The following is a 24,963-nucleotide window of genomic DNA, read 5'->3' on the forward strand; positions in this document are numbered from 1 at the left end:
AAGGGCCTGCAACGCCATGCCTATGATTTTCCCACGTCCGTGAGATGGATCGCTTCATGACCAGGATCCTTTCCGTCCATTCCTTCCGCGGTGGAACGGGAAAATCCAACCTCTCGGCGAATCTGGCGGCCGCATTCGCAGCCCGAGGGCTCAGGGTCGGCGTCTTCGACACCGATCTTGCTTCACCAGGTATTCATGTGCTGTTCGGGTTCACGGCGGGGCCGGAATCCCATACGCTCAATGATCATCTTCAGGGTTCGATTCCGATTGAAAAGTGCTCCCATGACGTGACCCCAGCCTCGATGGCGGGGAGCAAGGGGCGCATCTTCCTAGTGCCTGCCGCCATGGAGGGCGACCGGATCGCCCGGCTGCTGCGGGAGGGCTATGAAGTCGAGCGGCTCAACGATGCCCTGTTCAGCCTCGGCCAGAGCCAGCGGCTGGATCTGCTGATCGTGGACACTCACCCTGGGATCAACGAGGAGACCCTGCTCACCACCGCCATCTCCGATTGCCTGGTGATGGTGATGCGCCCCGACCAGCAGGACTACCTCGGCACGGCCGTCGCCATCGAGGTGGCCCAGCGACTGATGGTGCCGGAAGCCCGCCTCGTGGTGAACAAGCTGCCGGCCCATTTCGATGCCGAACAGGTGCGCGCCCGGGTGGCCCAGAGCTATGGCATTCCGGTCGGAGCGATCCTGCCCCTCAGCGACGATCTGCTCACCATCGCCAGTGGCAGCCTGGCCCTGGTGGATGTCCCCTCCCACCCCTGGAGCACCGGAGTGACCCAGCTCGCTGCCGACCTTGCCGATGCGCTCCTCTGAGCCCGACACGGACCCGGACAGCACTGGCGACGGCCTGGCGCCCCTGCCCCTGCCGGAGGGCCCCCTCACCATGGCCCGGCTGGTGGCCCTTGAGCCAGCCGCGCTGCGCCGATTGCTGACCACGGGCCTGCGGGCCGGCCTGACGGAGGCCGAACTCGACGCCGGCTGTGCGGCGGCGGCCGCCCCCGGCCAGGAGCCGGCCGACCTCCGGGCGCGGCTGCAGGAGCGGGGCTGGCTGGGCTGGGATCCCGACCGTCAGCGCTGGCGCACCCGGCTCGGGGCCCCCACGGCGGGGGCTCCGCCTCAGGGCTGATCCGCCAGCGCCAGCCATTCCTCCAGCACCGGGTTCACCCGGGAGGGATTTTCATCGTGGGGGCAGTGGCCGAGGCCGCTCAGGATGCGCAGCTCGCGTACGGCGGCGAAGGCCCCGGCCCAGCGCCGGGCCTCGGCGACCGGCTCCCACGGATCCGCCTCCCCCCAGAGCAGCCGGACCGGGCCGGGCAGTTCCGCCAGCAGGTCCGGGGCGAGGCGGTCGCGGAAGAGGTTGATGAACCCCCGGAAGCTCTCGTCGGCACCGGGGCTGCGGGCCGGGATCAGCAGCAGCTGCACCAGCTGGTCGTCGATGCCGTCGCCGGAGGGGTAAGCGGCGCCCAGCACCCGGCGGATCACGGCCGGATTGACCAGCCAGCGGAACAGGCGGCCCGTGAGCCAGCGCTGGCGCACTAGGCGCTTGAGCAGGGGCCGGCCGATCCGGCGCAGGGGCGGCTGCTCACTCAGGCGGCGGTCGTCGAGGCTGCGCTGGGCGCAGTCGATCAGGATCACCTGGCGGGCGTCGTCCCCGAGCCTGGCGGCCGCGGCCAGGGCCACGACCCCCCCGATCGAATTGCCCACCAGCTGGACCGGCCTGCCGATCACCTCCCGCACGAAGGCGGCCACCTGGTCGGCCCACAGATCGATGCCATAGCGCAGCGCCAGCCCGTCCTCGGGCTCATCCTCGAGCCGGGAGGGGGGCTTGCTGCTGGCCCCGAAACCCACCAGGTCGATGGCGTACGCCGGGCGCCGGCCGGCCAGCGCCGGCAGGTTGTGGCGCCAGTGCTCCTTGCAGGCGCCGAAGCCGTGGATCAGCAGCACGGGCAGCGCCCCGCCGCCCTCCATCTCCGGTGCCGTGGGCCTGTGGCGCACGTAGCTGACCGTCTGCCCCTGCCACGACCAGCTGCCCAGCCAGTCCGCCGGGTAGATCGTGCCGGTGTCGGCCGGGGCTGGGACGGACATGGGGCCTGACAGTGGGGGACTCAATGGGACCCCTTCCAGGGTTCGACCCTGCCATCTTCGATGGCCCAGATCCGATCGGCGTCATCGAGCAGGCGCAGGTCGTGGGTCACCAGCAGCACGGAACTGCCCCGTTTGCGGCAGAGGTCGCCCAGCAGGGCCACCACCTCCTGCCCGGAGGTGCTGTCGAGGGAGGCGGTGGGTTCGTCCGCCAGCACCAGATCGGGCTCGGGGGCCAGGGCCCGGGCGATCGCCACCCGCTGGCGCTGGCCGCCGGAGAGCTCGGAGGGGAAGTGGTGCAGACGGTGGCCCAGGCCCACCGCCTCGAGCAGGACGGTGGCCCGGTGCCGGCGCCGCTCGGGGTCCGGCTCGCTCAGCTGCAGCACGAGCGCCACGTTCTGCAGGCTGGTGAGGGAGGCCACCAGGTTGTGGCTCTGGAAGATGAAGCCGATGCGGCGGCGGATCTCCACCCGCATCCGCTCGCTGGAGCGGCGCACCTCGCTGCCGAGCACCCGCAGGGAGCCCTCCTGGACCGATCGCAGGGCCCCGACCAGGGTGAGCAGGGTGCTCTTGCCGCTGCCGGAGGGCCCCACCAGCAGGGTGATCTCGCCGGGGTTCACCGTGAAGCTGATCCCGTGCAGGATCTCGCTGCGCAGCGGACCTTCCCCGTAGGCGTGGCGCAGATTCTCGGCGACGACAGGCAGCATCGGGATCAGAAGACGCTGGCGGGATCCGCATCCCGTAGCTTGTTGAGCGCGATGGCGGCCGCCACGGCGCAGACGCCGATGGTGAGGCTGAACACCAGCACGGTCTTGCCGGTGGTCATGACGATCTGGATGCCGGAGACGGCGGTGAGGAAGGCATAGAGGGCGGCGCTCGCCACCAGGGCGGGAACAAAGGAGGAGATCGCCAGGATCGAGGCCTCCTGCAGCACCAGGAGCAGCAGGAAACGGTTGCGGAAGCCCAGGGCCTTGAGGGTGGCGTACTCGTGCAGGTGGTCGCTGACATCGGTGTACAGCACCTGGTAGACGATCACCCCCCCCACCAGCAGGCCCATGATCGTGCCGAAGCCGAAGATGATGCCGAAGGAGGAGCTGGTGTTCCAGTAGTTCTGCTCGTTGGCGATCAGTTCGGGCTTGGTGAACACCTGCAGCTGGCTGCCGTAGAGGGCCCGCAGATGGCGCTGGACAGGGGCGACGGCGGCCGGATCGCTGACGCGGATCAGGCCCATGGAGATTTCGCCCTCGTTGATCTGCTTGTAGGCGAGCTGCAGGGCCGTGGTGTCGCTGCTGATCAGGTTGCTGTCGGCGGCGAAGGTGGAGCCGAGGCGGAACAGGCCCACCACCCGGAAGGTCTTGGAGTAGTCGGAGAGGATCATCGTCTGGCTGCCCTGGGCCTTGACCGCCGCCGCCACCGGTCCGGTGTTGCTGTTGCCGGCTGCATCGAAGAGCACGTAGCCGGGGGTGCGGATGCGGTCGATCTGCTCGCGCACAGGGGCCAGATCGAGAATCTGCTGGTCGGGATCGAAGCCGATCAGGCGCAGGCTGGTGGGCTTGATCCCGCCCATCTGCTGGGCGTTCACATTGGCGACATAGACGGGGATGACATCGCTCACCCCCGGCACCCCCAGCGACTGATACAGCTGGGACTGGGGGAACTGCTGGAAGGCGCCGCTGTCGCGGGTGCCGGGGCTGATCACCACCAGATCCGTGATCAGCGCCTGGTAGAAGGTGGTGGCGCTGGTCAGCAGGCCGGACTGGAAGCCCAGCTGCATGAACATCAGCAGGGCGGCGAAGCCGATGCCGGTGACGGCCACCAGGTAGCGGATCGGCTGGCGCTTCAGCTGCAGCCAGGCCACCGGCAGATCGCCCAGGCTGCGCCTCAGGGAGCGGCCGATCACGGCAGGAAGCGGACGTTCACGTTCAGCCCGCTGAGCCTGGCGAGGCGGGCGGAGTCGGCAGGGCTCAGGGCGATCTTCACCAGCACCACCCGGGCATTGACGTTGTTGTTGGAATTGACGCTGAACAGGTCCCGGTCGGAGACCTCCCCGGTGATCTCCTGCACCCGGCCCTGCAGCTTGCCGCTGAAGCCGCCGCTCTCCGGCCAGATCTCCACCGGCTGGTCGGGGCGCACCTGGGGGATGTCGCTCTGGAACACCTGGGCCCACACCTGCATGGCCCCGACCTGCCCGATCTGGGCGAGCCCCTGGTCGGTTTCCTTCATGCCCGGCCAGCTGTAGATCCGCAGCAGCTTGCCGTCGAGGGGGGAGCGGATCTCGGCGTTCCTCAGCTGGCTGCGGGCCTGGGCCAGGTTGGCCTTGGCCACCGCCACGTCGGCGACGGCCACCTCCCGGTCGACCGGACGGACGGTGAGGTTGTCGTAGAGGGTGCCCTTGAGGGCCTGGATGTTGGCCTGGCCCTGGGCGAGGGCCGCATCGGCCTTGCCGAGTTCCTCCTCGGAGATCGCCCCGGCCTTGAACAGCTCCACGCTCTTCTGCTGGCTGATCTTGAGGTAGGGAATCACCACCTGCTCGGCCTTGAGATCCGCTTCGGCCTTGGCCCGGGCCCCCTGGCGGGCCCCCGCATCCACCTGGGCCAGCTTTGCCTCGCTGAGGGCCAGCTGGCTTTCGGCCTGGACGACCCCCTTGCGCAGACTGGCCCAGCTGCTGAGGAAGCCCAGCAGCTGGCCGCGGCGGATGGTCGCCCCCTCGGACACCAGCCACTTGTCGACCACCTCCGAGCCACCGCTGTTGCCCGAGGCGGTGGACAGGGACACGACGCCCCCCTGGGGGGTGAGGCGTCCGAGGGCCGTCACGGCCCGGGGCGCCAGGGGCGGCGGCGGCGGGGCCGGGCGGTGGCTCAGCTGCCAGCCCGCCAGCCCCAGCACGGCCAGCACCGAGACCGTCACCAGCTTCTGGCGGCCGCTGCCCCAGGCACGCTCCCGCCAGAAGCGCTGCAGGCCCTGGAGCCTGTCGACGTGCGGCGCTTCCGTCACGAACCGAGGGGCTCCGGGCGCGCCATGGTAACCGCCGCTTCCGAGCTCAGCCAGCGGCGGTGCATGCGGCGGTACTCGATCGAGAGGATGTCGGAGGCCACATGCCGCTCCTGGGTGAGATCCAGGGGGACGGGGGTCGGGCGCTGGCTGCGCACCACCCCGTGGTCCTCCTCGAAGATGGTGCGCGAGATGGCGATCGACTGCGCCTCGCTGCCGGGGAGCCGGAAGCGCTTGCGTTTCGAATACTTCACCCAGCGGGCCAGGGTGTGGGTGTCGCTCTGGGGCAGGCTGGCATTGAAGAAGATGAAACGCAGCTGGTCGCCGATGCTGGTGTCGACGATGTTGAGGTTGGGGTAATAGAAGCTGAAGGTGGTGGTGGCGCACAGGGGACCGCTCTGGCCGCTCAGGGTGCGCAGCAGCTTCAGGGCCCCCTTCACCGGCAGCTCGAAGCTCACCGTGGCGGCGATCATCCGATCCTCCTTGCGGAGATCGACGGGAACCGACAGGGGTGAATCCTGGCTGGCGAAGGTGCCCTTGTGCACCCAGTAGGCATGGGAATTGTCGAGGTTGGACTCGATCACCCGGCTGTAGTGGGTCTCCCAGTCGAAGCTGCTTTCCACATGGCCCCAGGCCTCGTCCGGGAAGACGGGCAGATCGGGCAGCAGGGCCGGATCGGGCGGGCCGGAGCCCCACCACATCCAGATGAAGCCCCGGGATTCGACCGCCGGCCGCTCCCCCACCAGGTCGCTGCGGGCCGGAGGACTGGCGCCGGCCGGTTCAGCGGGGGCTTCCAGGCAGGTCCCGTCGGCGGCGAATTTCCAGCCGTGGAATGGGCAGCGCAGGCAGCCGCCCTCCTCCAGCTGCCCCAGGGCCAGGGAGGCTCCCCGATGGGGGCAGCGGTCGCTGAACAGCCGGGGCAGGCCTTCGGCATCCGGGAAAAGCACGAAATCGTGGCCCGCGAAGGGGACGGCGACGGGGCCCTTCCGGAAGGCGAACGAAGAGGCGACGGCATACCAGCAGTTCTGGGCCAGTTGAGACACCTGGGGAGGGGATGTCTCTGAGGCGCTCCCAGCCAATGACATGCTCTGCCGATGCTGCGCGGATCTTAGGCGAACCGTCCCGATCGAGAGTGCGACACCCCCTAGATTGGCGCCGCCGCCAAGGTTGGGTCGCCCCACACTGCCGTCCGCATGATCCGCAAGTGATTCGCAAGCTGCGCAGTCCTCTGGCGATCGTGTTTCTCACCCTGTTGCTGGACAAGCTGGGCGAAAACATCGTCTACCCTCTGCTCCCCTTCATCCTCGAGAAGTTCTCTCCCGACGGACTCACCCTGGGGTTGCTGGCCTCCACGGCCACCCTCTTTTCCGTGCTGGCGTCACCGATCATCGGCTCCCTCAGTGATGCCTGCGGCCGGAGGCCGGTGATCCTCCTGTGCGTGGCCATCAACGCCCTGTCCCTGTTCATGTTCGGCCTGGCCGGAACGCTGGGACTGATCTTTCTTTCCAGGGCGATCAACGGCGTCTCGACAGCGACGGTCGGCACGGCCCAGGCCTACATCTCCGACATCTCCACACCCGCCAACCGGGCCCGCAACTTCGGCATCAGCGGCGCCGCCTTCGGCCTCGGGGCCATCGCCGGTCCGGCCCTGGGGGGGGCGCTGGTGGGATTCGGCATGCGCATTCCGGTGTTCGTGGCCGCCGGCCTGGCGGCCTACAACTTCCTGATGGCGTTTCTCTATCTCAAGGAGACCCTGCCGCTCCAGAACAGGCCCCGCTTCCAGTGGTCCCAGATCAACGGACTGGCCCCGGTGATGGCCCTGCTGGCGCTGCCGAAGGCGAATCGCGTGGCGCTGGCCTTCTGCTGCTTCAACTTCGCCTTCAGCGGCTTCACCACCCTGCTGGTGCTCTATCTCAAGGATCAGTTCTCCTGGTCGGCCTCCCAGTCGAGCGGCATCTTCGTGATCGTCGGCCTCACCGTCACCTACGTGCAGGTGGCCCTCACCGGCCCGCTGGTGCGGCGCCATGGGGAGGCCCGCCTCAACATCTACGGCCTGGTGGCGGTCGCCGCCGGCATCGCCCTGATCCCCCTGGCCCGGGTGTTCGGCACCGCCGCCGCCGTTGTGATCGTTACGGCCGCCGTGATGCTGTCGGTGGGGGCGGCCTGCGTGATCCCCACGGCCCGCAGCCTGGTCTCCCGGCTGGTGCCGGAGAACCGGCAGGGGGTGATGCTCGGCAGCCTGCTGGCCCTCACGGGCCTGGCCAGTGCCCTGGGTCCGATGCTGGCGGGGGTGCTCTACGACCAGTCCCCCACCCTCTGCTTCCTGCTTCAGGCGGTGGTCTGCCTGCTGGGGGCGCCCCTGCTGCGCGGCATCAGGGAACCTGCGCCGGTCCCCGTCGACATCGCCGGCTGAACTTGCCTGCTGCATGGGGGCGCGGGGCGCTGAGCAGGGCGTCTCAGACCCGGGCGTGCTCGCGCATCATGCGCCGGTACTCCACCAGGATCAGGTCGGACTCGATCAGCACCTCGTGGGAGCCCCGGAAGCTCACCCGCTTGGGCTCCTGTTCGCTGATCACGGCCGCGTCCTCCTTGGAGATCTGCAGGCCCGTGTCCAGGGTGATGCGATCGAACAGCCGATTCAGCACCGGCGTGGCGGTGAGGAAGTTCCGGCCGTTGGTGACCCGGACGGTGGTTTCGCCGTCGTTGTCGGGCACGTGGGCCTGCAGCGCCGCCAGGGTCACCGCGCCGAAATGGATGATCGAGACCACCACGTTGGGGTAGAGGAAGCGGTACTCCTTGTAGGCATTGGCGCTGTCCCCCTTCAGCAGCAGGCGGGTGAGGCCATTGAGCTTCTTGACCTTGATCGGCATGCGCCCGTAGAGGCTGCCGGGTTCCACCTGCACCGGATAGTGCTCGAGGCTGAAGTCGGTGGCCGGGTCCACCCGTCCGATGCTGCTGCCGTGCACGAAGGCGGCGTGGGTGGGGTCGATGCCGTTCTCGATCGTGCGGGTGAAATGGGTGGCGTAGGTGTAGGCCATGTCACCGCCGGCCCGCAGGGTCAGCCCGTCCAGTTCCGGGATGTCGAGCACATCGCCATCGGGGCTGGCCTGGCGGCCAGCCAGCCACAGCCACACGAACCCGTGCCGCTCCCGGGTGGGGAAGGTGCGCAGCCGCGCCTGGCGCGGGATGGATTCCTCGGCCCGCAGGGCCGGGATGTGCACGCAGGTGCCCAGGGCGTCGTACTGCCAGCCGTGGTAGGGACAGACCAGGCGCTCCCCCCGTGCCCAGCCCGCCGCCAGGGAGCAGCCCCGGTGGGCGCAGCGGCCATCGAAGGCCAGCACCCGGCCACCGCCGTCGCGCATCAGCACCACCTCCCGGCCCTGGAAGCGGTGGGCCAGGGGCTGGTCGCCCACCTGGCTGGAGAGCCCGACGGCGTACCAGCAGTCGGTGGGCCAGGGCGAGGGGGGCTGCATCTCAGGGCGTGGGAACGGGGGCGGCGGCCGGGCAGGCCCGGGCCAGGGCGCGGCGGTAGGCCAGGATCAGCTGGTCGGAGGCCAGCAGCAGCTCATCCCCCTGGGTGCTCCAGGATGGGCCGGGGGGCTGGGTTTCCACCACCGCCTTGTCCTCCTCGTAGGTGTCAACCGTGTTGCGGATCGAGTTGCCGTCGGCCCAGCCGTAGGGGAGGAAATTGCGCACCCCGATCCACTTGGTGAGGGTGGTGTGGTCGTTGACGGGGATGTTGCTGGCGAAATAGATGTACTGATACCCCTTCCAGTTGAAGTCCAGGGCGATCCTGTTGACGTTGGGAAGGTAGCCGGTGAGGGTGGAGCTGGAGTGGCTTCTTTTCCTTTTGACGATGTACTTCAGCAGGCCCACCCGGGCCGGTGGCTTCAGCTTGTGATGGGTGGACACCAGACCCGGTTCGCTGACGATCTCCAGGCTTTCCACGCTTGCGTCCTCCCGGTTGCCGAAGAAGGGCCGGTGCACGAAGGGGGCATGGGAGGTGTCCAGCGCCGACTCCACCACCCGGCTGAAGTGGGCGTTCCAGGTGTAGGACCCGCTCACCGCCCGCCAGCCCGGCTGATTCAGTTCCGGGAAGGGGGGAATGGGGACCTCGGAGGCCCGCCCGGCCTCGCCGGGAAAGATCCAGACGAAGCCCGACTGCTCCCGGACGGGGAAGGTGGCCATGCGGGCCAGGGCGGGGATGGCCGTTCCCGGCGGATCGGCCGGAATCCGGACGCAGTGCCCGTCCACGTCATAGCTCCAGCCGTGGTACGGGCAGCGCACGCAGGAGCCCTCCACCCAGCCCCGGGCCAGGCTGGCGCCGCGGTGGGCGCAGTAGTCGGCCAGGGCATGGGCCTGGCCGGCCGTATCACGGAAGAGGAGGTAGCGGCGCCCCAGGAGGGTGACGGAGACGGGTTGGTCGCGGAGCCCGTGGGCATGCTCCACCGCATACCAGAAGTTCTCGAGTCCCTGGGTCATTCCTTGGGTCGCTCTTGAGCCAGGTGTGACACGGGTTCCACGGGTCGACCGACCCTGTTTAGCACCGATGGGGCCTGGATCCAAGATGAACCGGCTGAAGGAATTGCTGAACGATTTAGAATCGGTTCCTGTTGAGCGGCGACCGTTGCGCAAGCTTCACCTAGACCCCGGTGAGTTCGCCTACCGAAGTGGAGACAGCGGTCAGGAGGTGTACCTCGTCCGCACCGGGGCGATCGAACTGGTCACCCTCTATCCCGAAACCGGAGAGGGTATCGACGGGAGCCACGGCCCGGGCCATGTGTTCGGTGAGGTGGAGCTCATCGACGGCCGCGCCCGCACCCACACCGCCAGGGCCGCCAAACCCACCGAATTGCTCGTCTTCAACCGCGACGAGCTCATGGATCTGCTGTTCGAGCATCCCGAGCGGAGCCTGGTGCTCGGACGCAGCGTCTTCGACCGCCTCCGGGATCTCTACACCAACGAGACCCTGGAGTCCGACCTGGCGCGTCTGCGCGAGGAGATGCAGGCCAGCATCCGCGAGGCGGTCGTCGCCCATGAGGGCCGGGTGGTGCGCAGCCACAGCGGCATGGCCGCCATCGCCGTTCCCATCGTGCTGATGGTGCTGCTGGCGATCGGTTCCTACTGGTACTTTCACCGAGGCTGAGCCCCGTTCACGCAGCCCATCTCCCCTGGCCCCGTTCCATGAGCATCCAGCCGGTCCCCCCTGAAGACAAGGAGCACGCCCTCTCCGAATTCCGGGAGCTGATCAGTGCCGACGTGGAGGCCGGTATCGACAACCACGAGCGCCGGATGACCCGGATGGGCTTTCTGTTCCTGGCGATCTTCGTGGGCGTGGTCGGGCTGATGGCGGTTCTTCCCTGAGGCCGTCCCCCAGGCCCCCGCCCTCCTGCGGGGCCGTGGGCCATGGGTCATGGGTGACGAACGGCGCTCAGCTCAGACCGCGGCCTTCTGGTTGGCGAGCAGGCTCTTCAGCTTGGCCAGTTCACCGGCCCAGCGGGGATCGGGGGCGCCTTCACCGACGGCGTCGGCGTGGACCACCTTGTTGACGCTCTTGCGGGCGGCCGTAGGGGCGCTGCCGGGACGGCGGTCGCCGCCGGCGGCACCGCGGACCTCACGGCGCTGCTCGGAGATCTCGATGCGCAGGGTGCTGCCGCCGAAGTCCTTGCCGTTGAGCTGGGCGATCACGGCCTCGGCCTGGGCCAGGTCGTCGACATTGGCGAAGCCGAAGCCGCGGCAGGTTCCGGTCTCGCGGTCGTTCACCGCCTTGAAACGCACCCCTTCTCCCACGCTCGAGAAGAGAGCATCCAGCTCTTTGGCATCAAAGGTTTGCGGCAGGTTGCCGACATAGAGACGAACGCTCATGGGGAGGGGCTCAGGAAAGGGAAAAAACTCTGGCAGGCGGTGCGATCGCGCCATTGCATCCAGCAGTTAATCACGCCGGGGGGCCGACTCCGATCCGGGTCCCCGTCGCTCCAGCCAGAGTCGGGCGGCGGCAACGGCCTCGTCGATCGCACCCTGGTCCGTCGACTCCGCTGTGTCCATCGCTGCGGTTCCACCCAGTCGACCGAAGGCCCGTTCGGCCGTGAGGTGGTCGATCAGCTGGCCCAGCCGGGGACCCGGCGGGATGGCCAGGAGCTGCTGCAGCCGGCGGCCGTCCAGGGGCGGGCGGGGATGGAAGAGGCGATCTGCCGGGTCCCGCCAACGTTCCATGGCCGCCCGTGCCGCCCCGGGATCGATCTGCAGCAGCAGGGCGGGGAGATCCTCCTCCAGCTGGCGGTGTAGCAGCAGCCGCTCCGCCTCGGCCAGGCTCTCCAGGGACAGCCGTCCCTCGGGCGAGGCGCTCCGCTGGAGCCGTTCGAGCCAGTCCCGCAGCCGCTGGCAGCGCTGCTGAAGGCGCCGGCTGGCTCGCAGCCGCTCCAGGGTCGGGCCGTTGAGCACGGCCGCCAGCCGCGCCAGCGGCAGGGCCCAGGCCTCCGGCGGCGTCAGCCCGCAGGCCTGCAGCCGTTGCGGCCCCAGGGGCTCCAGCCGGTCCTCGGACCCGTCGGCGGCCCCCCAGGGCTGGAGCAGCCCCGCCTCCAGGGCCCGCCCCAGCCCCCGGTGCCCCTCGGGGGCGGCCGCCAGCCGTTCCAGCTCCGCCAGCACCCGCTCGCCGGCGACGGTGGTGATCCGCTGCCGGTGGCGCCCGATCAGGGCCCAGGTGGCCGGAGCGATGCGGAACGTAAGTTCGCAGGCCAGCCGCACCCCCCGCAGCAGCCGCAGGGGGTCATCGAGCAGGTTCGCTTCGCTGATGGCCACCAGCCGGCGTGCCGCCAGGTCCGGCAGCCCGCCGCAGGGGTCGATCAGCCGCAGATCCGCGACCGATCCGCGGCCCTGAAGCTGCGCCCCTTCCAGGGGCAGGGCGATGGCGTTGGCGGTGAAGTCCCGGCGGGCCAGGTCGGCGGCCAGATCCCCACCGGCGCAGCGGGCCAGGTCGATCGTCCAGCCCTTCAGCACCAGCCGGGCGATCGAGCGCTCCTGGTCGAGCACCACGCAGCTGCCCCCCAGCTGCCGCCCCAGGCGCCGGGCCAGGTCGATGGCGTCCACGGGCACCACCAGGTCCAGATCCGGCCGGTCGGCCAGGCGTCCCAGCAGGCCGTCCCGGACCGCTCCCCCCACCAGCGCCGTGCCCGCCGGCAGCTGCTGGGGGGCCACCGGCCAGGTTTCCGGCGCCAGGGCCCGCCACAGTTCAGGGACTTGACGTCCCGGCTCGCACGCCACAATGGGCGCCCTGCTGGGCCGCGGCGGCATGTGCATCTGCGTGGATTGCCACTGGGTCGAGCGGTGTCAGGCCTACCACGCGGTCGAGCGTCAGCACGGCGTCGCCCACCTCAATCCCCAACCCGACTTCCGCCCCTGCCAGCCGCGCATCCACGTGCAGGTGGTCGATCTCGATGTCGCCGGCACCAGCGTGGGGGTGGAGTGGGACGTGCGGGCCTGCTCCGACTTCCGCTCCGATCCGGGCCGCTGGCGTCGCTGCCGCCCCGACGGACCGCTGCCCCCATGAGCCTGCTTCCCGATCCGGACGGCCGCCGCTGGCTGCTGGCCCTGCACAGCTCCAGCGAGAGCCTCGGCGTGGGGCTGCAGCGCCTCGGGGCGACGGCGCCCGAGCGGCTGGAGACGTTCCCCCTCGGCCGCTCCCTCTCCAACGGGCTGTTCGACTGCCTGGAGTCGGTGCTGCCGGCCAGCGCGTGGCCCCAGCTGGGCCGCCTGGCGGTGGCCACCGGCCCCGGAGGCTTCACCGGCACCCGCCTGACGGTGGTGCTGGCCCGCACCCTGGCCCAGCAGCTGGCGCTGCCCCTCGATGGGATCAGCAGTTTCCGCCTGATGGCCCGCCGCCTGCTCACCGGATCAGAGCCGCCTGGCGGTGACGGCCCCTTCTGGCTGCTGCAGGAACTGCCGCGGCGCGGTGTGGTGGCGGGGCTCTACGGCGCCGACCCCGGCCAGCCCGGCGGTGTCGCCGAGCTGGAGGCGCCCCGTCTCCACCGCGACAGCGAGGCACTGGCCCCGCACCCGATCCATCCGGCCCTGGTGCAGCTGCCGGAGGACGTGATCCAGCTGCTCGGCTTCAGTGGGGCGAACGCCGCCGCGGGTCGGGACGCCCCCTGGCAACCGGTGCTGCCCCTCTATCCCACCAGTCCGGTGGAGGCGCTCCCATGCTGAGCCCCCCCGGACCCCGACCCGGTGCAGGTCCCCAGCCCCGGCCGCGCCGGCGTCGCTCGCGCCGCCCCTCCCCTGCCCCCCTGCCCCCGGCCGTCGCCCCCCAGCGCTCCCGCCGCGGGCCGCGCCGCCGGCGACCCGTTTCGGGGCGGGTGGTGCTGGCGGGCCTGGCGGGACTGGCCCTGCTGTGGCTGTCGCGGGGCGGGTGGTGGCCCACGCCGCCGCCCCCCCAGATGATTCTGGTGCTGGGGGGGGATGCGGATCGGGAGGCGGCGGCCGCCCGCCTGGCCCGGGTGGACGGCCTGCCGGTGGTGGTCACCGGCGGCACCAACCCCGAATACGCCCACTGGCTGTTCCTGCAGAAGGAGGGTCTGTCCCCCCGCCAGGTTCAGCTCGACTACCGGGCCCGTGACACGGTGTCCAACTTCACCTCCCTGGTGGATGACCTGCGCAAGGCCCGGATCCGCCATGCCCTGCTGGTCACCTCCGCCGACCACATGGAGCGGGCCCTGCTGGTGGGGCGGATCGTGGCCGGCAGCCGCGGCATCCATCTCACCCCGGTCCCCGTGCCCTGCGGCGGGCTCTGCGTCGTCGAGGGCCGGCGGCGCCTCTGGGGCGACGGCGCCAGGGCGGCCCTGTGGGTGGTCAGCGGTCAGGACATCAGGCCGTGGGTGGAAGAGCGGGTGGCTCCCTGGCTGGAAAAAGCAGGGATCCGCTGATCGGGCCGAGGTCGAGCATCCGGTTGATCTGCTCCTGGGCGGCCCGGGTGGTGGCGTCCAGGTCGGGGCGGCGCCGGGAGGCCGGCGGCGGGATCGGGGTGCCGATGCGGATGTGGACCGGCACCAGCCGGGGGCCGTGTCCACCGGGTCCCAGGGCCCGGTGGCTGTTGATGATCGCCACCGGCAGCAGCGGTACGCCGGCCCGGGCTGCCAGCAGGGCCGCCCCCGGCTGGGGCTGGTTGACGCGGCCATCCGGCTGGCGGGTGCCGTCGAGGAACACGCCGGTGGCCCAGCCCTGCAGCAGCCGGTCGGTGGCGGTGCGGATCGCCTCGCGATCGCCGGCGCCGCGCTCCACCGGGTAGGCGCCGCAGGCCCGGATGATGGGGCCCAGCAGCGGCACCCGGAACAGCTCCGCCTTGGCCATGAAGGCCACCGGCCGGCCCAGGGCGTGCCCCAGCAGCGGCGGGTCCAGGTGGGAGCCGTGGTTGGCCACCACCACCACGGCCCCCTCCAGGGGCACGTGGTCGTTGCCGGTGGTCCGGCCCCGGAACAGCAGCCGGAACACGGGGAACACCAGCAGGTAGCTGATCAGCCGGTAGGTGAGGCTCGGCTTCGGTGTGCTCAGCAGGGCGGGGGGGTCGGCCGGGGGCCGGCGGCGGCGTCTCACTGGCCCAGGTCGGCGGCGGTGGCGATCTGGGCAGTGCCGAGGCCGGGGCAGCTGCGCTTGATCAGGCCGGAGAGCACGTTGCCCGGACCGATCTCCACGGCGGTGCTGATCCCCTCGCCCTGCAGCCGTTCCATCGTCTCCCGCCAGCGCACCCCCAGGGTCATCTGCCGGCGAAGCCGGTCCTTGAGCACCGTGGCGTCGGTCTCGGGCCGGGGATCGGCGTTGCTGAGCACGGGGATCCGGGCGTCGGCGAACGGCACCGCCTCCAGTTCGGCGGCGAAGGCCTCGGCGGCGGCGGCCATGAAGGGGGAATGGAAGGCGCCGGACACCGCCAGGGGGATGGCCCGCTTGCAGCGCACTGTGGCCGTGACGCTGGCCACCGCCTCCGGGGTGCCGGAGAGCACCACCTGGGCGGCGCTGTTGTCGTTGGCGATGACCACCCCCTCGGTGGCGGCCACCGCCTGCTCGAGCTCGTCCCGGTCGAAACCCATCACGGCGGTCATGGCACCGCCGCCGGCGGCCGCCATCAGTTCGCTGCGGCGGCGCATCAGCTGCAGGCCGGTCTCGGCATCGAAGACCCCGGCGGCGTAGAGGGCCACCAGCTCACCCAGGCTGTGGCCCGCCACCAGCCGGGCGCTGCGGCCCTGGCCGTGGAGCGCATCCACCAACAGGCTTTCGACCACGAACAGGGCTGGCTGGGTGTTGCGGGTGTCGTTGAGTTCGTCTCCGGCGCAGATGGCCAGCAGGTCGCGGCCGAGCAGCTCGGAGGCCCGATCGAAGCGCTCCCGGGCCCCCGGCAGGTCGATCACCCCCTCCGCCATCCCCGGCTTCTGCGAACCCTGTCCCGGAAACACCCAGGCGATGGCCATGCAAGCCTCCCGTTCAACGGCAGGAGATTAGGGCTCGGCTGGGGGGCCCCCAGGACCACTCCAGCGGAACAGGGCGGCGCCCCAGCTGAGGCCGGCGCCGAAGCCGCTGCTGGCGATCAGGTCGCCGGCGCCGACCCGCCCATCTCGCACCGCTTCGTCGAGCATCAGCGGGATCGTGGCGGCGGAGGTGTTGCCGTAGGCCGAAAGGTTGCTGAGAACCCGCTCGGCGGGCATGGCGAAGCGCTCGGCCACGGCGTCGAGGATGCGCTGGTTGGCCTGGTGCAGCAGCAGCCAGTCGACGTCCGCGGCGGCGGTTCCCGTGGCCTCGAGCAGCTCCGCCAGCACAGCGGGCACCTCGCGCACGGCGAACTTATAAACCTCCTGACCGTTCATGTGGATGGGCGCGAAGCCGCCCACCTGGGCCGAGAGATTCCCCACCAACGGCTGGTGCTCGACCACCTGGGCCAGGGTGAGGCAGGCGTTGCGGCTGCCGTCCGAGCGCATGCGGAAGCCCACCAGGCTGTCGCCGGTGGGGTCGCAGGCCTCCACGGCCAGGGCACCGGCCCCGTCGCCGAACAGCACGCAGGTGCGGCGGTCGTCCCAGTCGAGCCAGCGGCTCAGCTGGTCGGCGCCGATCACCAGCACCCGCTGCATCGTGCCGCTGCGGATGTACTGGGCGGCCGTGATCAGGGCGAACAGAAAGCCGCTGCAGGCCGCCGTGAGATCGAAGGCCACCGCCCGGTGGGCCCCCAGGGCCGCCTGCACCCGCGGGGCGGTGCCGAACAGGTCGTCCGGGCTGGAGGTGGCCAGCAGGATCAGATCCACCTGCTCGGGGGCCCAGCCCGCATGGGCCAGGGCCGCCCGGCCCGCCTCGGCGGCCAGGCTGGTGACGGTCTCACCAGGGCCGGCCACGCGCCGGGCACCGATGCCGGTGCGGCTGCGGATCCAGTCGTCGTTGGTCTCGACCCGCTCGCTCAGCTGGTCGTTACTGATGCTGGCGGCGGGGAGGGCGCGTCCGCTGCCCACCAGGGCCATTCCCCGCAAGGCGGCCGTGGTCCCCGTCGTGTCTGACCCGAGCGGCACCCATTCGGTTCACAGGTGGGCTCAGTCAACCACAGGTGCTTGCCACTCCGGCGCTCCCCTTGCCGAGGGCGTGCAGGTCGTCCATGACGCCGTGGCTGGCGGCGGAGTGGGCCAGCCGCAGGGCGCTCACCACCGAAAGGGCCCGGCTGCTGCCATGGCCGATGACGCAGACCCCGTCGACCCCGAGCAGCAGCGCGCCGCCGTGCTCGGCATGGTCGAGGCGCTTCTTGATCCGCACCAGGTTGCTGCGCAGGAAGGCCGAGCCCACCTTGCCCCGCCGACCCCGGGGCAACTCGGCCCGCAGGACGTCCAGCAGGACGCTGCCCACCGATTCGAGGAATTTCAGCAGCACGTTGCCGGTGAAGCCGTCGCAGACCACCACGTCGAAGTCGCCGGAGAGGATGTCGCGCCCCTCGCAGTTGCCGGCAAACACGAAGCGCTCGTCGCCCGCCAGCAACGGATGGGTGCGCAGGCAGAGGTCGTTGCCCTTGCACGCCTCCTCGCCGATGTTCACCAGGCCGATGCGGGGGCGCTTCACCTGCAGCACGTCACGGCTGTAGATGTTCCCGAGCAGGGCGAACTGGTGCAGCCATTCGGGCTTGCAGTCCATGTTGGCCCCCACGTCGAGCACCAGCACCTGCTGGCTGGGGTCCTTGGTGGGGAACAGGGCGCCGATGGCCGGACGATCGATGCCGGCCAGCCGGCCGAGGCGGAAGATCGCCGCCGCCATCACCGCACCGGAGTTGCCGGCGGAATAGACGGCGGTGGCCTCGCCTTTCTTGACCAGGTCCATGGCCAGGTTGATGCTGGCGTCGCGCTTGCGGCGCACCACGGTGGCCTCCTCGTTCATGCCCACCGACGGGCCGCTGGCCACCACCTGGATCAGGCCGCGCTGCACCGCCTCCTCCAGCTCCTGGCCCAGGCCCATGGCCGCCACCGCCCGCCGCAGCGGCTCCGGCTCGGCCACGAAACGGATGCGCAGGGGCAGCAGGGCCACGGCCCGCAGACAGCCCTCCAGGATCGGCCCAGGGGCGTGGTCCCCGCCCATGCCGTCCACGGCCACCCAGAGGCGCTGGCGGTCGTCGATGGCGGCGCCGGTGTGGCTGCCCTGCTGCAGGCGCCGCAGCGGATCGAACACCAGGGGCTGGAGCACGGAGCCCGCCACGTTGGTGGCGGCGCCGGCCATGCTGCCGGCCACCGACACCGCCCCGGAGGCCGCTCCGCTGGCGGTGGCGGTGGCGGTGCCCACGAGGCTGGTGACGGCGGCATTGCGCCGATACCAGATCACCAGGCGGCGGATCGTGCGGTTGGGTTTGGGGCGGTTGGAGGCGAAGCGACGGCCTTCGCGCCCTGCGCCTTCAGGATCCTTCGGTGGCAACGGGTTCAACGATGCGCTGGAACAGGTAGCCGGTGCCCCGCGCCGTGAGGATCAGCTCGGGGTTGGCCGGATCATCCTCCAGTTTGGAGCGCAGCCGCGAGATGTGGACATCCACCACGCGGGTGTCCACGTGACGCTCGGGGGTGTAGCCCCACACCTCCTTGAGGATCTCGCCCCGGCTGAAGGGCTCGCCGGAACGGCTCACCAGCAGCTCCAGCAGGCTGAACTCCATGCCGGTGAGGCGGATGCGCTCGTCGCCCCGGTACACCTGCCGCTTGTTGGTGTCGATGCGGAGATCGCCCACCTGGATCACGCCGGAGTTGGGGATCCCGGCGCCCGGGTCCTTCTCGACCCGCCGCAGGACGCAGCGGATGCGGGCCTCCAGCTCCTTGGGGCTGAAGGGCTTGACGACGTAGTCGTCGGCCCCGAGCTCGAGGCCGGTGATGCGGTCGGCCACGTCACCGAGGGCGGTGAGCATGACGATCGGCACGTCCGATTCCTTGCGCAGCTCCTGGCAGACGCCATAGCCGTCGAGCTTGGGCATCATCACGTCGAGCACCACCAGGTCCGGCAGGACGCGGTGGAAGGCCTCGATGGCCTCCTCGCCGTCGCTGGCGGTGACCACCTGGTAGCCGATCATCGAGAGGCGCGTCTCGAGGATCCGGCGAATGCTGGCCTCGTCATCGACGACGAGGATCGTTTCCTTGGCGGTGGGGGAGGCCGTCATTGCGCGGCGAGGAGAATGCAACACGGTTCCGACCCACTGAACCGGCCGGAAGGTCGGGAATTCACCGAACGCCACCTTTCTTCATACACACCGCCCGCTCCCCTTGGCCCGTCCCGGTTCCTCGTTCGTCTGCCAGGCCTGTGGGGCCAGGACGCGGCAGTTCTTCGGCCGCTGCGCCGGCTGCGGCGGCTGGAACACCCTGGTGGAACAGAGCGAGCCCAGCGGCGACACCCGCCGGCGCCGGCCGGTGGCGGCCGCCGCCGCTCCTGGGGCTGACGGGGCCGGGTCGCCGGGGCGGCCGCGCTGCTCCGAACCGATCCAGGCGGTGGGGGATCGCCCCCTGCAGCGCCTGGCCAGCGGCTACGGAGAACTGGACCGGGTGCTGGGGGGCGGCCTGGTGCCCGGCTCCCTGGTGCTCCTGGGGGGCGACCCGGGCATCGGCAAGAGCACCCTGCTGCTGCAGAGCGCCCGGGCGATGGCCTCCCGGGCCGTGGTGCTCTACGTCAGCGCGGAGGAGTCGGCCCAGCAGGTGAAGCTGCGCTGGCGGCGCCTGGCCGAGGACGGCTCCAGTGTGACGGCGGAGCAGGGCGAGAGTGAGGGTCTGCGTCTGCTGGCGGAGACCGATCTGGAGCTGGTGCTGCAGGAGCTCGAAACCCTGCGGCCCGAGGTCGCGATCATCGACAGCATCCAGGCCCTGCACGACGCCGAACTGGGCAGCGCCCCCGGCTCGGTGTCGCAGGTGCGCGAATGCGCCGCCGCCCTGCAGCGCATCGCCAAGCGCCAGCACACGGCGCTGGTGCTGGTGGGCCACGTCACCAAGGAGGGGATGCTGGCCGGCCCCAAGGTGCTTGAGCACCTGGTGGACGCGGTGCTCACCTTCGAGGGGGACCGCTTCGCCAGTCACCGGCTGCTGCGGGCCGCCAAGAACCGCTTCGGCGCCACCCACGAGCTGGGGGTGTTCGAGATGCGGGGGGCGGGCCTGGTGGAGGTGAGCAACCCCAGCGAGCTGTTCCTGGCCGGGGATGGCCCCAGCCCCGGCACCGCCACGATCGTGGCCTGCGAGGGCACCCGCCCGCTCCTGGTGGAGATCCAGGCCCTGGTCAGCCCCACCAGCTACGCCAGCCCGCGGCGCACCGCCACCGGCATCGGCACCAACCGCCTGCACCAGATCCTGGCGGTGCTGGAGAAGCACATGGGCCTGCCCCTCTCCCGCTTCGACTGCTATCTGGCGGTGGCCGGCGGCCTGGAGGTGGAGGAGCCGGCGGCGGACCTGGGGGTGGCGGCCGCTGTGGTGGCCAGCTACCGCGACCTCACCCTGCCGGCGGGCACGGTGCTGCTGGGGGAACTGGGCCTGGGGGGGCAGCTGCGGCCGGTGGGCCAGCTGGAGCTGCGCCTGCAGGAGGCGGCCCGGTTGGGGTTCGCCCGGGCGGTGGTGCCCCGCGGCAGCGCCCTCGGGCCGGTGGCGGCCGGCCTGGGCCTGCAGCTGCTGGAGGCGGCCACCGTGGCCGAGGCCCTGGTGGCCGGCCTGGGGGTCAACCCCGCCAACGGGGACTGAGCCGGGGACCTCAGAAGTACACGTCGACGTTGCTGCGGCCGGAGGACTTGAGCCAGTTCTCGATGTCCAGGTAGCCGCCTGGGTAGAGACGCACCGCCCTGGTCCAGTGCACGGCCGCCTCGTCGAACCAGCGGTCGGCCGCATCCTGGTCGCCGGTCTCCTCGGCCAGCCGCCCCCACTTCTCGTAGATCAGGCCCATGTTCTTGAGACAGGAGGGGGAGTTGCCGTTGGCATCCAGGGACTGGCGGTAGTAGTCGAGGGCCTTCTCCTCCTCGCCGTTGCTCATGAAGATGATCGCCATGTTCTTGAGGATCTCGCCCCGGTCGATGCTGTTCTCCTCGAGCTTCAGGGCCTCCTCATAGTTCTCCAGGGCCTCGGCGTAGTCGCCGTCGTTCTGGGCCGAGAGGCCGTCGCGGTAGTAGACGTAGGCCTCCTTCGCCTTGGGATCGATCGGCAGCAGCTTGACGATCAGGTCGGCCATGACCGTGAAGCTCTTGTCGATGAAATTGTCGTTGCGCTGCGAGCGGGGCAAGGGTCCAGGTCCGGATCGTCCCCCCATCCTGCCTCGGGTGGTCGGGGCAAGGGCGAGGCGGCTCCCTAGCCTGGGACGCCAGCCCCCCCCCCGCCCCGGCACCCAGCACCGGCCCCCACCGCTTGAGCGCCACCCCCCCCGCCAGCAGCTCCCGCGAGCCGTTGCTCCTCGATGTGGAGGGCATGAAATGCGGCGGCTGTGTCCGTGCCGTGGAGCAGCGCCTCCTGCAGACCGCAGGGGTCCGCCAGGCGAGCGTCAACCTGCTGACCCGCACGGCCTGGGTGGACCTGGAGCCCCGGGTCGAGGGACCCGACGGCACGGCCGCCGATCCGCTGCCCGCCCTGCTGGGCAGCCTCGAGGGCCTGGGCTTCCAGGCCCGGCTGCGCCCCCAGGAGCCGGAGCCGACCAGCCGGCGGGAGCGGCGCCAGGCCGAGCAGTGGTGGCACCGCTGGCGCCAGCTGCTGGTGGCCCTGCTGCTGCTGCTCGTCTCCGGACTGGGGCACCTGGCCGATGCCGGTCGGCTGGCCTGGGGCGGTCCCTGGTCGCTGCTGGGCAGCCCCTGGTTCCATGCCCTGGTGGCCACCCTGGCCCTGGCCTTCCCCGGCCGGCCGATCCTGGTCCGCGGCGTCCGCTCGGCCCTGGCCGGGGTGCCCGCCATGGACACCCTGGTAGGGCTGGGGGTGGCCAGCGCCTACCTCTCCAGCCTGGTGGGCTGGCTGTGGCCGGCCAGCGGCTGGCCCTGTTATTTCAACGAGCCGGTGATGCTGCTCGGCTTCGTCCTCACCGGCCGCTTCCTCGAGGAGCGCGCCCGCTACCGCACCGGCCGGGCCATCGAGGAGCTGGGCGCCCTCCAGCCCGACCATGCCCTGCTGCTCCTCGGCGACGACCCCCCCCGCCAGGTGCGGGTGGGGGGGCTGCGGCCGGGCGACCGGCTGCGGCTGCTGCCGGGCGACCGGGTGCCGGTGGACGGGGTGGTGCTGGAGGGCTGCTCACGCGTCGATGCCTCCAGCCTCACCGGCGAGTCCCGGCCGCAGGCGGTGGAACCGGGCAGTGAGCTGGCCGCCGGCCTGCTCAACCTGGAGAGCTCCCTGGTGCTGGAGGTGCGCCGCAGTGGTGCCGACAGCGCCATTTCCCGCATCGTGCGCCTGGTGGAGCGGGCCCAGGCCCGCAAGGCCCCGATCCAGGGGCTGGCCGACCGGGTCGCCGGCCGCTTCACCCTCGTGGTGCTGCTGCTGGCGCTGGTCACCCTGCTGTTCTGGTGGCTGTGGGGGTGCCGGCACTGGCCCGAGGTGCTCACCATGGCCGCGGCCACCGGCCATGGCGCCCACGGCCACGGCTCCCTGGCCCACGGCGCCCGGGCGGCCGGCACTCCCTTCAGCCTGGGGCTGCAGCTGGCCATCGCGGTGCTGGTGGTGGCCTGTCCCTGCGCCCTCGGCCTGGCCACGCCGACGGCGATCACGGTGGGCTCCGGGCTGGCGGCCCGCTCCGGCCTGCTGTTCCGGGGCGGCGATGCGATCGAGACCGCCTCCCGGCTGGAGGCGGTGCTGTTCGACAAGACCGGCACCCTCACCATCGGGCGTCCCTTGGTGACGGACGTCCGGGTCGTGGGGGCGGCCCCGGGCAGCCCGGCGGTGGCGGCTGAGGCCGCCCGGCTGGTGCAGCTGGCGGCGAGCCTTGAGCAGCACAGCCGCCATCCCCTGGCCCATGCCGTGCTGCAGGAGGCCCAGTGCCGGGGGCTCCCCCTGCTGGACGTCCTCGAGGCCCAGACCCTCCCCGGTGATGGGGTGCAGGGGCTGGTGAAGGGCTCCGGCCTGGTGCGGGTGGGTCGGCTCGACTGGCTGGCTCGTCTGGGGGTGAGTGCGGAGCCCGCTGCCACGGCCCTGCAGCAGGAGCTGGAGGCCGGTGGTGCCACCCTGCTGGCGGTGGCCGCCGAGGGACGGCTGCTGGGACTCCTGGCCGTGGAGGACCGCCCCCGGGCCGATGCCGCCGCAACGGTCAACCGGCTGCGGCGGCTGGGGTTGCGGCTGGGGCTGCTCAGCGGGGATCGGCGCGCCAGTGTCGAGGGGCTGGGCCGCCGGCTGGGCCTCAGGCCGGAGGAGCTGGCCTGGGAGCTGCGGCCCGAGCAGAAGCTGGAACGCCTGCGGCTGGCCCATGGACGGGGGGCCGTGGCCATGGTGGGCGACGGGATCAACGATGCCCCCGCCCTCGCCGCCGCCGACCTGGGCATCGCCGTCGGCACGGGTACCCAGATCGCCCAGGAGAGTGCGGCCCTGGTGGTGATGGGCGAAGGACTCGACGGCATCGTCCGGGCCCTGGAGATCGCCCGGCGCACCATGGCCAAGGTCCGCCAGAACCTGGCCTGGGCCTTCGGCTACAACCTGATCGTCCTGCCGATCGCCGCCGGTGCGCTCCTGCCGGGCTTCGGCCTGAGCCTCTCGCCCGAACTGGCGGCCCTGCTGATGGCCTTCAGCTCGATCACCGTGGTCGGCAACGCCCTGCTCCTGCAGGGTCTCCCCACGGATCCTGCGCCATGAGCGGGCGCTTTCTGGTGCTGGAGGGCATCGATGGCTGCGGCAAGACCACCCAGATCGAGGCCCTGCGCGCCTGGCTGCCGCTCAGCGGCCTCATGGCTCCCGGCTCCCGGCTGGTGGTGACGCGGGAACCGGGCGGGACGGCCCTGGGCCAGGCCCTGCGTGCCCTGCTGCTGCACCCTCCGGCTGGGGTCGCCCCCTGCAGCCTCAGCGAGCTGATGCTTTACGCCGCCGACCGGGCCCAGCACGTCGAGGAGTGCCTGCGCCCCGCCCTTGCCGCCGGTGACTGGGTGCTGAGTGATCGCTACAGCGGCTCCACCGCGGCCTACCAGGGCCATGGCCGCGGCCTGCCCATGGCCACCATCCACCAGCTCGAGGCGATGGCCACCGGCGGCCTGGAGCCCGATCTCACCCTCTGGCTCGATCTTCCCCTGGCCGGTTCCCTCAGGCGCCGCGGCGACCGGCCCGCCGACCGGATCGAGGCCGCGGGCGAGGCCTTCCTGCAGCGGGTCAGCAACGGCTTTGCCACCCTGGCCGCCGAGCGGGGCTGGCAGCGGGTCGAGGCCGGAGGGCCGATCGAGGAGGTGACGGCCCGGTGCCGCACTCTGATCACGGAGCACCTGGGTGCCGCTGGCGGACGCGGCCATGGCTGAGCTCTTCGCCGATCTGGTGGGCCAGCCCCAGGCGGTGGCCCTGCTCACGGCCGCCCTGGAGCGGCGGCGGCTGGCGCCCGCCTACCTGTTCGTCGGGCCCGAGGGCGTGGGCCGCCGGCTGGCGGCCCTGCGCCTGCTCGAGGGGGTGCTCTCCGGTGGCACCGCCGGATCGGTGCCGCTGCGGCGACGCCTGGCGGAGGGCAACCACCCTGATCTGCTCTGGGTCGAGCCCACCCACCTGCACCAGGGCCGGCTGGTGACGGCCTCCGAGGCTGAGGCCCAGGGCCTCAGCCGCCGCAGCCCCCCCCAGCTGCGTCTGGAGCAGGTGCGGGAGGTGACCCGTTTCCTGGCCCGGCGTCCGGTGGAGGGGGAGCGCTCCCTGGTGGTGCTGGACACGGTCGAGGCCATGGCCGAAGCGGCCGCCAATGCCCTGCTCAAGACCCTCGAGGAACCGGGCCATGGCCTGCTGATCCTGCTCACGGCGACGCCGGACCGGCTGCTGAGCACCATCCGCTCCCGCTGCCAGGCCATCCCGTTCGCGCGCCTGCCCCCCGCCCTGGTGCACCAGGTGCTGGCGGGCCTGCCGGCGCCGGAGGGGGCTGGGGAGGGGACAGCGGAGGGGGCCGTGGCCGATCCCCCCGAGCTGCTGGAGCTGGCCGCCGGCTCCCCTGGAGCCCTGCTGCGCCACCGTCGGGTCTGGCGGGGCCTGCCGGAAGGCCTGGCGGACCGGTTGCTGGCCCTGGGCCGGGAGCCGATGGAGGCTCTGGGTCTGGCCCGCGACCTCAGCGAGGCCCTCGATGGCGAGCAGCAGCTGTGGCTGCTCGACTGGTGGCAGCTTCACCTCTGGCGGCGGCGCAGGGAGCCGGAGCCCCTGCGGCGCATCGAGCAGCTGCGCAGCCACCTGCTGGCCTACGTTCAGCCGCGGCTGGCCTGGGAGGTGGCCTTGCTGGACCTGGGCCGCTGAGGGGC

The 24,963-nt window shown here is 71.4% G+C and carries 27 protein-coding genes; 12 read left to right on the top strand and 15 right to left on the bottom strand.

The annotated features are described in order from the left end of the window. The first annotated feature begins 56 nt into the window (after positions 1-56). Positions 57-821, top strand: a complete 765-nt coding sequence (locus CYAGR_RS13615; RefSeq protein WP_043327302.1) for a MinD/ParA family ATP-binding protein — start codon at positions 57-59, stop codon at positions 819-821. Next, positions 808-1,134, top strand: a complete 327-nt coding sequence (locus tag CYAGR_RS13620; RefSeq protein WP_015110422.1) for a hypothetical protein — start codon at positions 808-810, stop codon at positions 1,132-1,134. The genes CYAGR_RS13615 and CYAGR_RS13620 overlap by 14 nt, the downstream gene beginning before the upstream one ends. Here CYAGR_RS13620 and CYAGR_RS13625 read toward each other — a convergent pair. From CYAGR_RS13625 to CYAGR_RS13645, 5 genes are read right to left on the bottom strand one after another with little or no spacing between them, the layout of a single operon-like run. Continuing rightward, on the bottom strand, positions 1,125-2,093 hold the full coding sequence (locus CYAGR_RS13625) for an alpha/beta fold hydrolase (protein WP_015110423.1): 969 nt from the start codon (positions 2,091-2,093) through the stop codon (positions 1,125-1,127). The genes CYAGR_RS13620 and CYAGR_RS13625 overlap by 10 nt on opposite strands. A 20-nt stretch (positions 2,094-2,113) precedes the next feature. Further along, on the bottom strand, positions 2,114-2,797 hold the full coding sequence (locus CYAGR_RS13630) for an ABC transporter ATP-binding protein (protein WP_015110424.1): 684 nt from the start codon (positions 2,795-2,797) through the stop codon (positions 2,114-2,116). A gap of 5 nt (positions 2,798-2,802) precedes the next feature. Further along, positions 2,803-3,990, bottom strand: coding sequence for an ABC transporter permease DevC (gene devC, locus CYAGR_RS13635; RefSeq protein ID WP_015110425.1), 1,188 nt, complete (start codon positions 3,988-3,990; stop codon positions 2,803-2,805). Beyond that, entirely contained in the window at positions 3,987-5,084 is a 1,098-nt protein-coding gene (locus CYAGR_RS13640; protein WP_015110426.1) for an HlyD family efflux transporter periplasmic adaptor subunit, read from the bottom strand. The genes devC and CYAGR_RS13640 overlap by 4 nt, the downstream gene beginning before the upstream one ends. After that, entirely contained in the window at positions 5,081-6,124 is a 1,044-nt protein-coding gene (locus CYAGR_RS13645; RefSeq protein WP_043325900.1) for an aromatic ring-hydroxylating dioxygenase subunit alpha, read from the bottom strand. Before CYAGR_RS13645 ends, CYAGR_RS13640 begins: the two co-directional genes overlap by 4 nt. A 161-nt stretch (positions 6,125-6,285) precedes the next feature. On the opposite strand from CYAGR_RS13645, the gene CYAGR_RS13650 reads away from it, so the two are divergent. Further along, entirely contained in the window at positions 6,286-7,494 is a 1,209-nt protein-coding gene (locus CYAGR_RS13650) for an MFS transporter (RefSeq protein ID WP_015110428.1), read from the top strand. 43 nt (positions 7,495-7,537) lie between these two features. Here CYAGR_RS13650 and CYAGR_RS13655 read toward each other — a convergent pair whose 3' ends face one another. Both CYAGR_RS13655 and CYAGR_RS13660 read right to left on the bottom strand, forming a co-directional pair. Further along, on the bottom strand, positions 7,538-8,554 hold the full coding sequence (locus tag CYAGR_RS13655; RefSeq protein WP_015110429.1) for an aromatic ring-hydroxylating oxygenase subunit alpha: 1,017 nt from the start codon (positions 8,552-8,554) through the stop codon (positions 7,538-7,540). Position 8,555: 1 nt separating this feature from the next. Beyond that, the gene (locus CYAGR_RS13660; protein WP_015110430.1) at positions 8,556-9,563 is read right to left on the bottom strand and encodes an aromatic ring-hydroxylating dioxygenase subunit alpha; all 1,008 of its coding nucleotides are present in this window, start codon (positions 9,561-9,563) and stop codon (positions 8,556-8,558) included. Positions 9,564-9,771: 208 nt separating this feature from the next. Between CYAGR_RS13660 and CYAGR_RS13665 the strand changes: the two genes are divergently transcribed. Together CYAGR_RS13665 and CYAGR_RS13670 are read left to right on the top strand one after the other, a co-directional pair. Further along, positions 9,772-10,227 carry a cyclic nucleotide-binding domain-containing protein gene (locus CYAGR_RS13665; RefSeq protein WP_245552531.1) on the top strand — a complete coding sequence of 152 codons (456 nt, stop codon included), beginning with the start codon at positions 9,772-9,774 and terminating at the stop codon, positions 10,225-10,227. A 38-nt stretch (positions 10,228-10,265) separates the two neighbouring features. Further along, entirely contained in the window at positions 10,266-10,445 is a 180-nt protein-coding gene (locus CYAGR_RS13670; RefSeq protein WP_015110432.1) for a hypothetical protein, read from the top strand. A gap of 72 nt (positions 10,446-10,517) precedes the next feature. Here the strand turns inward: CYAGR_RS13670 and CYAGR_RS13675 are convergent, their stop codons facing one another. Together CYAGR_RS13675 and CYAGR_RS13680 are read right to left on the bottom strand one after the other, a co-directional pair. After that, entirely contained in the window at positions 10,518-10,946 is a 429-nt protein-coding gene (locus CYAGR_RS13675) for an RNA recognition motif domain-containing protein (RefSeq protein WP_015110433.1), read from the bottom strand. A 66-nt stretch (positions 10,947-11,012) separates the two neighbouring features. Beyond that, positions 11,013-12,275 (bottom strand): tRNA nucleotidyltransferase/poly(A) polymerase-related protein, encoded by a 1,263-nt coding sequence (locus CYAGR_RS13680; protein WP_245552532.1) that lies wholly within the window; start codon positions 12,273-12,275, stop codon positions 11,013-11,015. Between the two features lie 94 nt (positions 12,276-12,369). Between CYAGR_RS13680 and CYAGR_RS13685 the strand changes: the two genes are divergently transcribed. From CYAGR_RS13685 to CYAGR_RS13695, 3 genes are read left to right on the top strand one after another with little or no spacing between them, the layout of a single operon-like run. After that, positions 12,370-12,627, top strand: a complete 258-nt coding sequence (locus CYAGR_RS13685) for a Ycf34 family protein (protein WP_015110435.1) — start codon at positions 12,370-12,372, stop codon at positions 12,625-12,627. Continuing rightward, positions 12,624-13,283 (top strand): tRNA (adenosine(37)-N6)-threonylcarbamoyltransferase complex dimerization subunit type 1 TsaB, encoded by a 660-nt coding sequence (tsaB, locus tag CYAGR_RS13690; RefSeq protein WP_015110436.1) that lies wholly within the window; start codon positions 12,624-12,626, stop codon positions 13,281-13,283. The genes CYAGR_RS13685 and tsaB overlap by 4 nt, the downstream gene beginning before the upstream one ends. Further along, complete coding sequence (locus tag CYAGR_RS13695) at positions 13,277-13,999, top strand: YdcF family protein (RefSeq protein ID WP_015110437.1); 723 nt, start codon at positions 13,277-13,279, stop codon at positions 13,997-13,999. Before tsaB ends, CYAGR_RS13695 begins: the two co-directional genes overlap by 7 nt. On the opposite strand, the gene CYAGR_RS13700 is transcribed toward CYAGR_RS13695, so the two are convergent. From CYAGR_RS13700 to rpaB, 5 genes are all read right to left on the bottom strand, one after another. Beyond that, complete coding sequence (locus CYAGR_RS13700) at positions 13,941-14,666, bottom strand: lysophospholipid acyltransferase family protein (protein ID WP_015110438.1); 726 nt, start codon at positions 14,664-14,666, stop codon at positions 13,941-13,943. The genes CYAGR_RS13695 and CYAGR_RS13700 overlap by 59 nt on opposite strands. Further along, on the bottom strand, positions 14,663-15,535 hold the full coding sequence (fabD, locus tag CYAGR_RS13705; protein ID WP_015110439.1) for an ACP S-malonyltransferase: 873 nt from the start codon (positions 15,533-15,535) through the stop codon (positions 14,663-14,665). The genes CYAGR_RS13700 and fabD overlap by 4 nt, the downstream gene beginning before the upstream one ends. A gap of 27 nt (positions 15,536-15,562) precedes the next feature. After that, complete coding sequence (locus CYAGR_RS13710) at positions 15,563-16,570, bottom strand: beta-ketoacyl-ACP synthase III (protein ID WP_015110440.1); 1,008 nt, start codon at positions 16,568-16,570, stop codon at positions 15,563-15,565. A gap of 73 nt (positions 16,571-16,643) precedes the next feature. Beyond that, positions 16,644-17,996: a phosphate acyltransferase PlsX gene (plsX, locus tag CYAGR_RS13715; protein WP_015110441.1), complete on the bottom strand. Its 1,353-nt coding sequence runs from the start codon at positions 17,994-17,996 to the stop codon at positions 16,644-16,646. Beyond that, a complete protein-coding gene (rpaB, locus tag CYAGR_RS13720; RefSeq protein WP_015110442.1) occupies positions 17,977-18,723 on the bottom strand; it encodes a response regulator transcription factor RpaB in 747 nt (248 codons plus the stop codon). The genes plsX and rpaB overlap by 20 nt, the downstream gene beginning before the upstream one ends. 103 nt (positions 18,724-18,826) lie before the next feature. Here rpaB and radA point away from each other — a divergent pair, with 103 nt between their 5' ends. Then, positions 18,827-20,278 carry a DNA repair protein RadA gene (radA, locus tag CYAGR_RS13725; RefSeq protein ID WP_015110443.1) on the top strand — a complete coding sequence of 484 codons (1,452 nt, stop codon included), beginning with the start codon at positions 18,827-18,829 and terminating at the stop codon, positions 20,276-20,278. A gap of 10 nt (positions 20,279-20,288) precedes the next feature. Here radA and CYAGR_RS13730 read toward each other — a convergent pair whose 3' ends face one another. Further along, the gene (locus CYAGR_RS13730) at positions 20,289-20,810 is read right to left on the bottom strand and encodes a photosystem I assembly protein Ycf3 (protein ID WP_015110444.1); all 522 of its coding nucleotides are present in this window, start codon (positions 20,808-20,810) and stop codon (positions 20,289-20,291) included. A 182-nt stretch (positions 20,811-20,992) separates the two neighbouring features. On the opposite strand from CYAGR_RS13730, the gene CYAGR_RS13735 reads away from it, so the two are divergent. Genes CYAGR_RS13735 through CYAGR_RS13745 form a run of 3 tightly spaced genes read left to right on the top strand, consistent with a single transcriptional unit; the run spans position 20,993 to position 24,958 of the window. Then, positions 20,993-23,344 carry a heavy metal translocating P-type ATPase gene (locus tag CYAGR_RS13735; protein ID WP_051017239.1) on the top strand — a complete coding sequence of 784 codons (2,352 nt, stop codon included), beginning with the start codon at positions 20,993-20,995 and terminating at the stop codon, positions 23,342-23,344. Beyond that, positions 23,341-23,994: a dTMP kinase gene (gene tmk, locus CYAGR_RS13740; RefSeq protein ID WP_015110446.1), complete on the top strand. Its 654-nt coding sequence runs from the start codon at positions 23,341-23,343 to the stop codon at positions 23,992-23,994. The genes CYAGR_RS13735 and tmk overlap by 4 nt, the downstream gene beginning before the upstream one ends. Further along, positions 23,987-24,958 carry a DNA polymerase III subunit delta' gene (locus tag CYAGR_RS13745; RefSeq protein WP_015110447.1) on the top strand — a complete coding sequence of 324 codons (972 nt, stop codon included), beginning with the start codon at positions 23,987-23,989 and terminating at the stop codon, positions 24,956-24,958. The genes tmk and CYAGR_RS13745 overlap by 8 nt, the downstream gene beginning before the upstream one ends. The last annotated feature ends 5 nt before the right edge of the window (positions 24,959-24,963 follow it).

It is taken from the genome of Cyanobium gracile PCC 6307, assembly GCF_000316515.1.
Classification (GTDB): domain Bacteria; phylum Cyanobacteriota; class Cyanobacteriia; order PCC-6307; family Cyanobiaceae; genus Cyanobium; species Cyanobium gracile.

What these genes read in the sequence shown, in the direction of transcription:
- CYAGR_RS13670 (WP_015110432.1), top strand. Translation starts at nt 10,266, where the DNA reads ATGAGCATCCAGCCGGTCCCCCCTGAAGACAAGGAGCACGCCCTCTCC.
- fabD (WP_015110439.1), bottom strand. Translation starts at nt 15,535, where the DNA reads ATGGCCATCGCCTGGGTGTTTCCGGGACAGGGTTCGCAGAAGCCGGGG.
- CYAGR_RS13620 (WP_015110422.1), top strand. Translation starts at nt 808, where the DNA reads ATGCGCTCCTCTGAGCCCGACACGGACCCGGACAGCACTGGCGACGGC.
- tsaB (WP_015110436.1), top strand. Translation starts at nt 12,624, where the DNA reads ATGAGCCTGCTTCCCGATCCGGACGGCCGCCGCTGGCTGCTGGCCCTG.
- CYAGR_RS13625 (WP_015110423.1), bottom strand. Translation starts at nt 2,093, where the DNA reads ATGTCCGTCCCAGCCCCGGCCGACACCGGCACGATCTACCCGGCGGAC.
- CYAGR_RS13710 (WP_015110440.1), bottom strand. Translation starts at nt 16,570, where the DNA reads ATGGCCCTGGTGGGCAGCGGACGCGCCCTCCCCGCCGCCAGCATCAGT.
- CYAGR_RS13735 (WP_051017239.1), top strand. Translation starts at nt 20,993, where the DNA reads ATGAAATGCGGCGGCTGTGTCCGTGCCGTGGAGCAGCGCCTCCTGCAG.
- CYAGR_RS13675 (WP_015110433.1), bottom strand. Translation starts at nt 10,946, where the DNA reads ATGAGCGTTCGTCTCTATGTCGGCAACCTGCCGCAAACCTTTGATGCC.
- CYAGR_RS13695 (WP_015110437.1), top strand. Translation starts at nt 13,277, where the DNA reads ATGCTGAGCCCCCCCGGACCCCGACCCGGTGCAGGTCCCCAGCCCCGG.
- CYAGR_RS13745 (WP_015110447.1), top strand. Translation starts at nt 23,987, where the DNA reads ATGGCTGAGCTCTTCGCCGATCTGGTGGGCCAGCCCCAGGCGGTGGCC.
- rpaB (WP_015110442.1), bottom strand. Translation starts at nt 18,723, where the DNA reads ATGACGGCCTCCCCCACCGCCAAGGAAACGATCCTCGTCGTCGATGAC.
- CYAGR_RS13685 (WP_015110435.1), top strand. Translation starts at nt 12,370, where the DNA reads ATGTGCATCTGCGTGGATTGCCACTGGGTCGAGCGGTGTCAGGCCTAC.
- CYAGR_RS13655 (WP_015110429.1), bottom strand. Translation starts at nt 8,554, where the DNA reads ATGCAGCCCCCCTCGCCCTGGCCCACCGACTGCTGGTACGCCGTCGGG.
- CYAGR_RS13630 (WP_015110424.1), bottom strand. Translation starts at nt 2,797, where the DNA reads ATGCTGCCTGTCGTCGCCGAGAATCTGCGCCACGCCTACGGGGAAGGT.
- tmk (WP_015110446.1), top strand. Translation starts at nt 23,341, where the DNA reads ATGAGCGGGCGCTTTCTGGTGCTGGAGGGCATCGATGGCTGCGGCAAG.
- CYAGR_RS13660 (WP_015110430.1), bottom strand. Translation starts at nt 9,563, where the DNA reads ATGACCCAGGGACTCGAGAACTTCTGGTATGCGGTGGAGCATGCCCAC.
- CYAGR_RS13615 (WP_043327302.1), top strand. Translation starts at nt 57, where the DNA reads ATGACCAGGATCCTTTCCGTCCATTCCTTCCGCGGTGGAACGGGAAAA.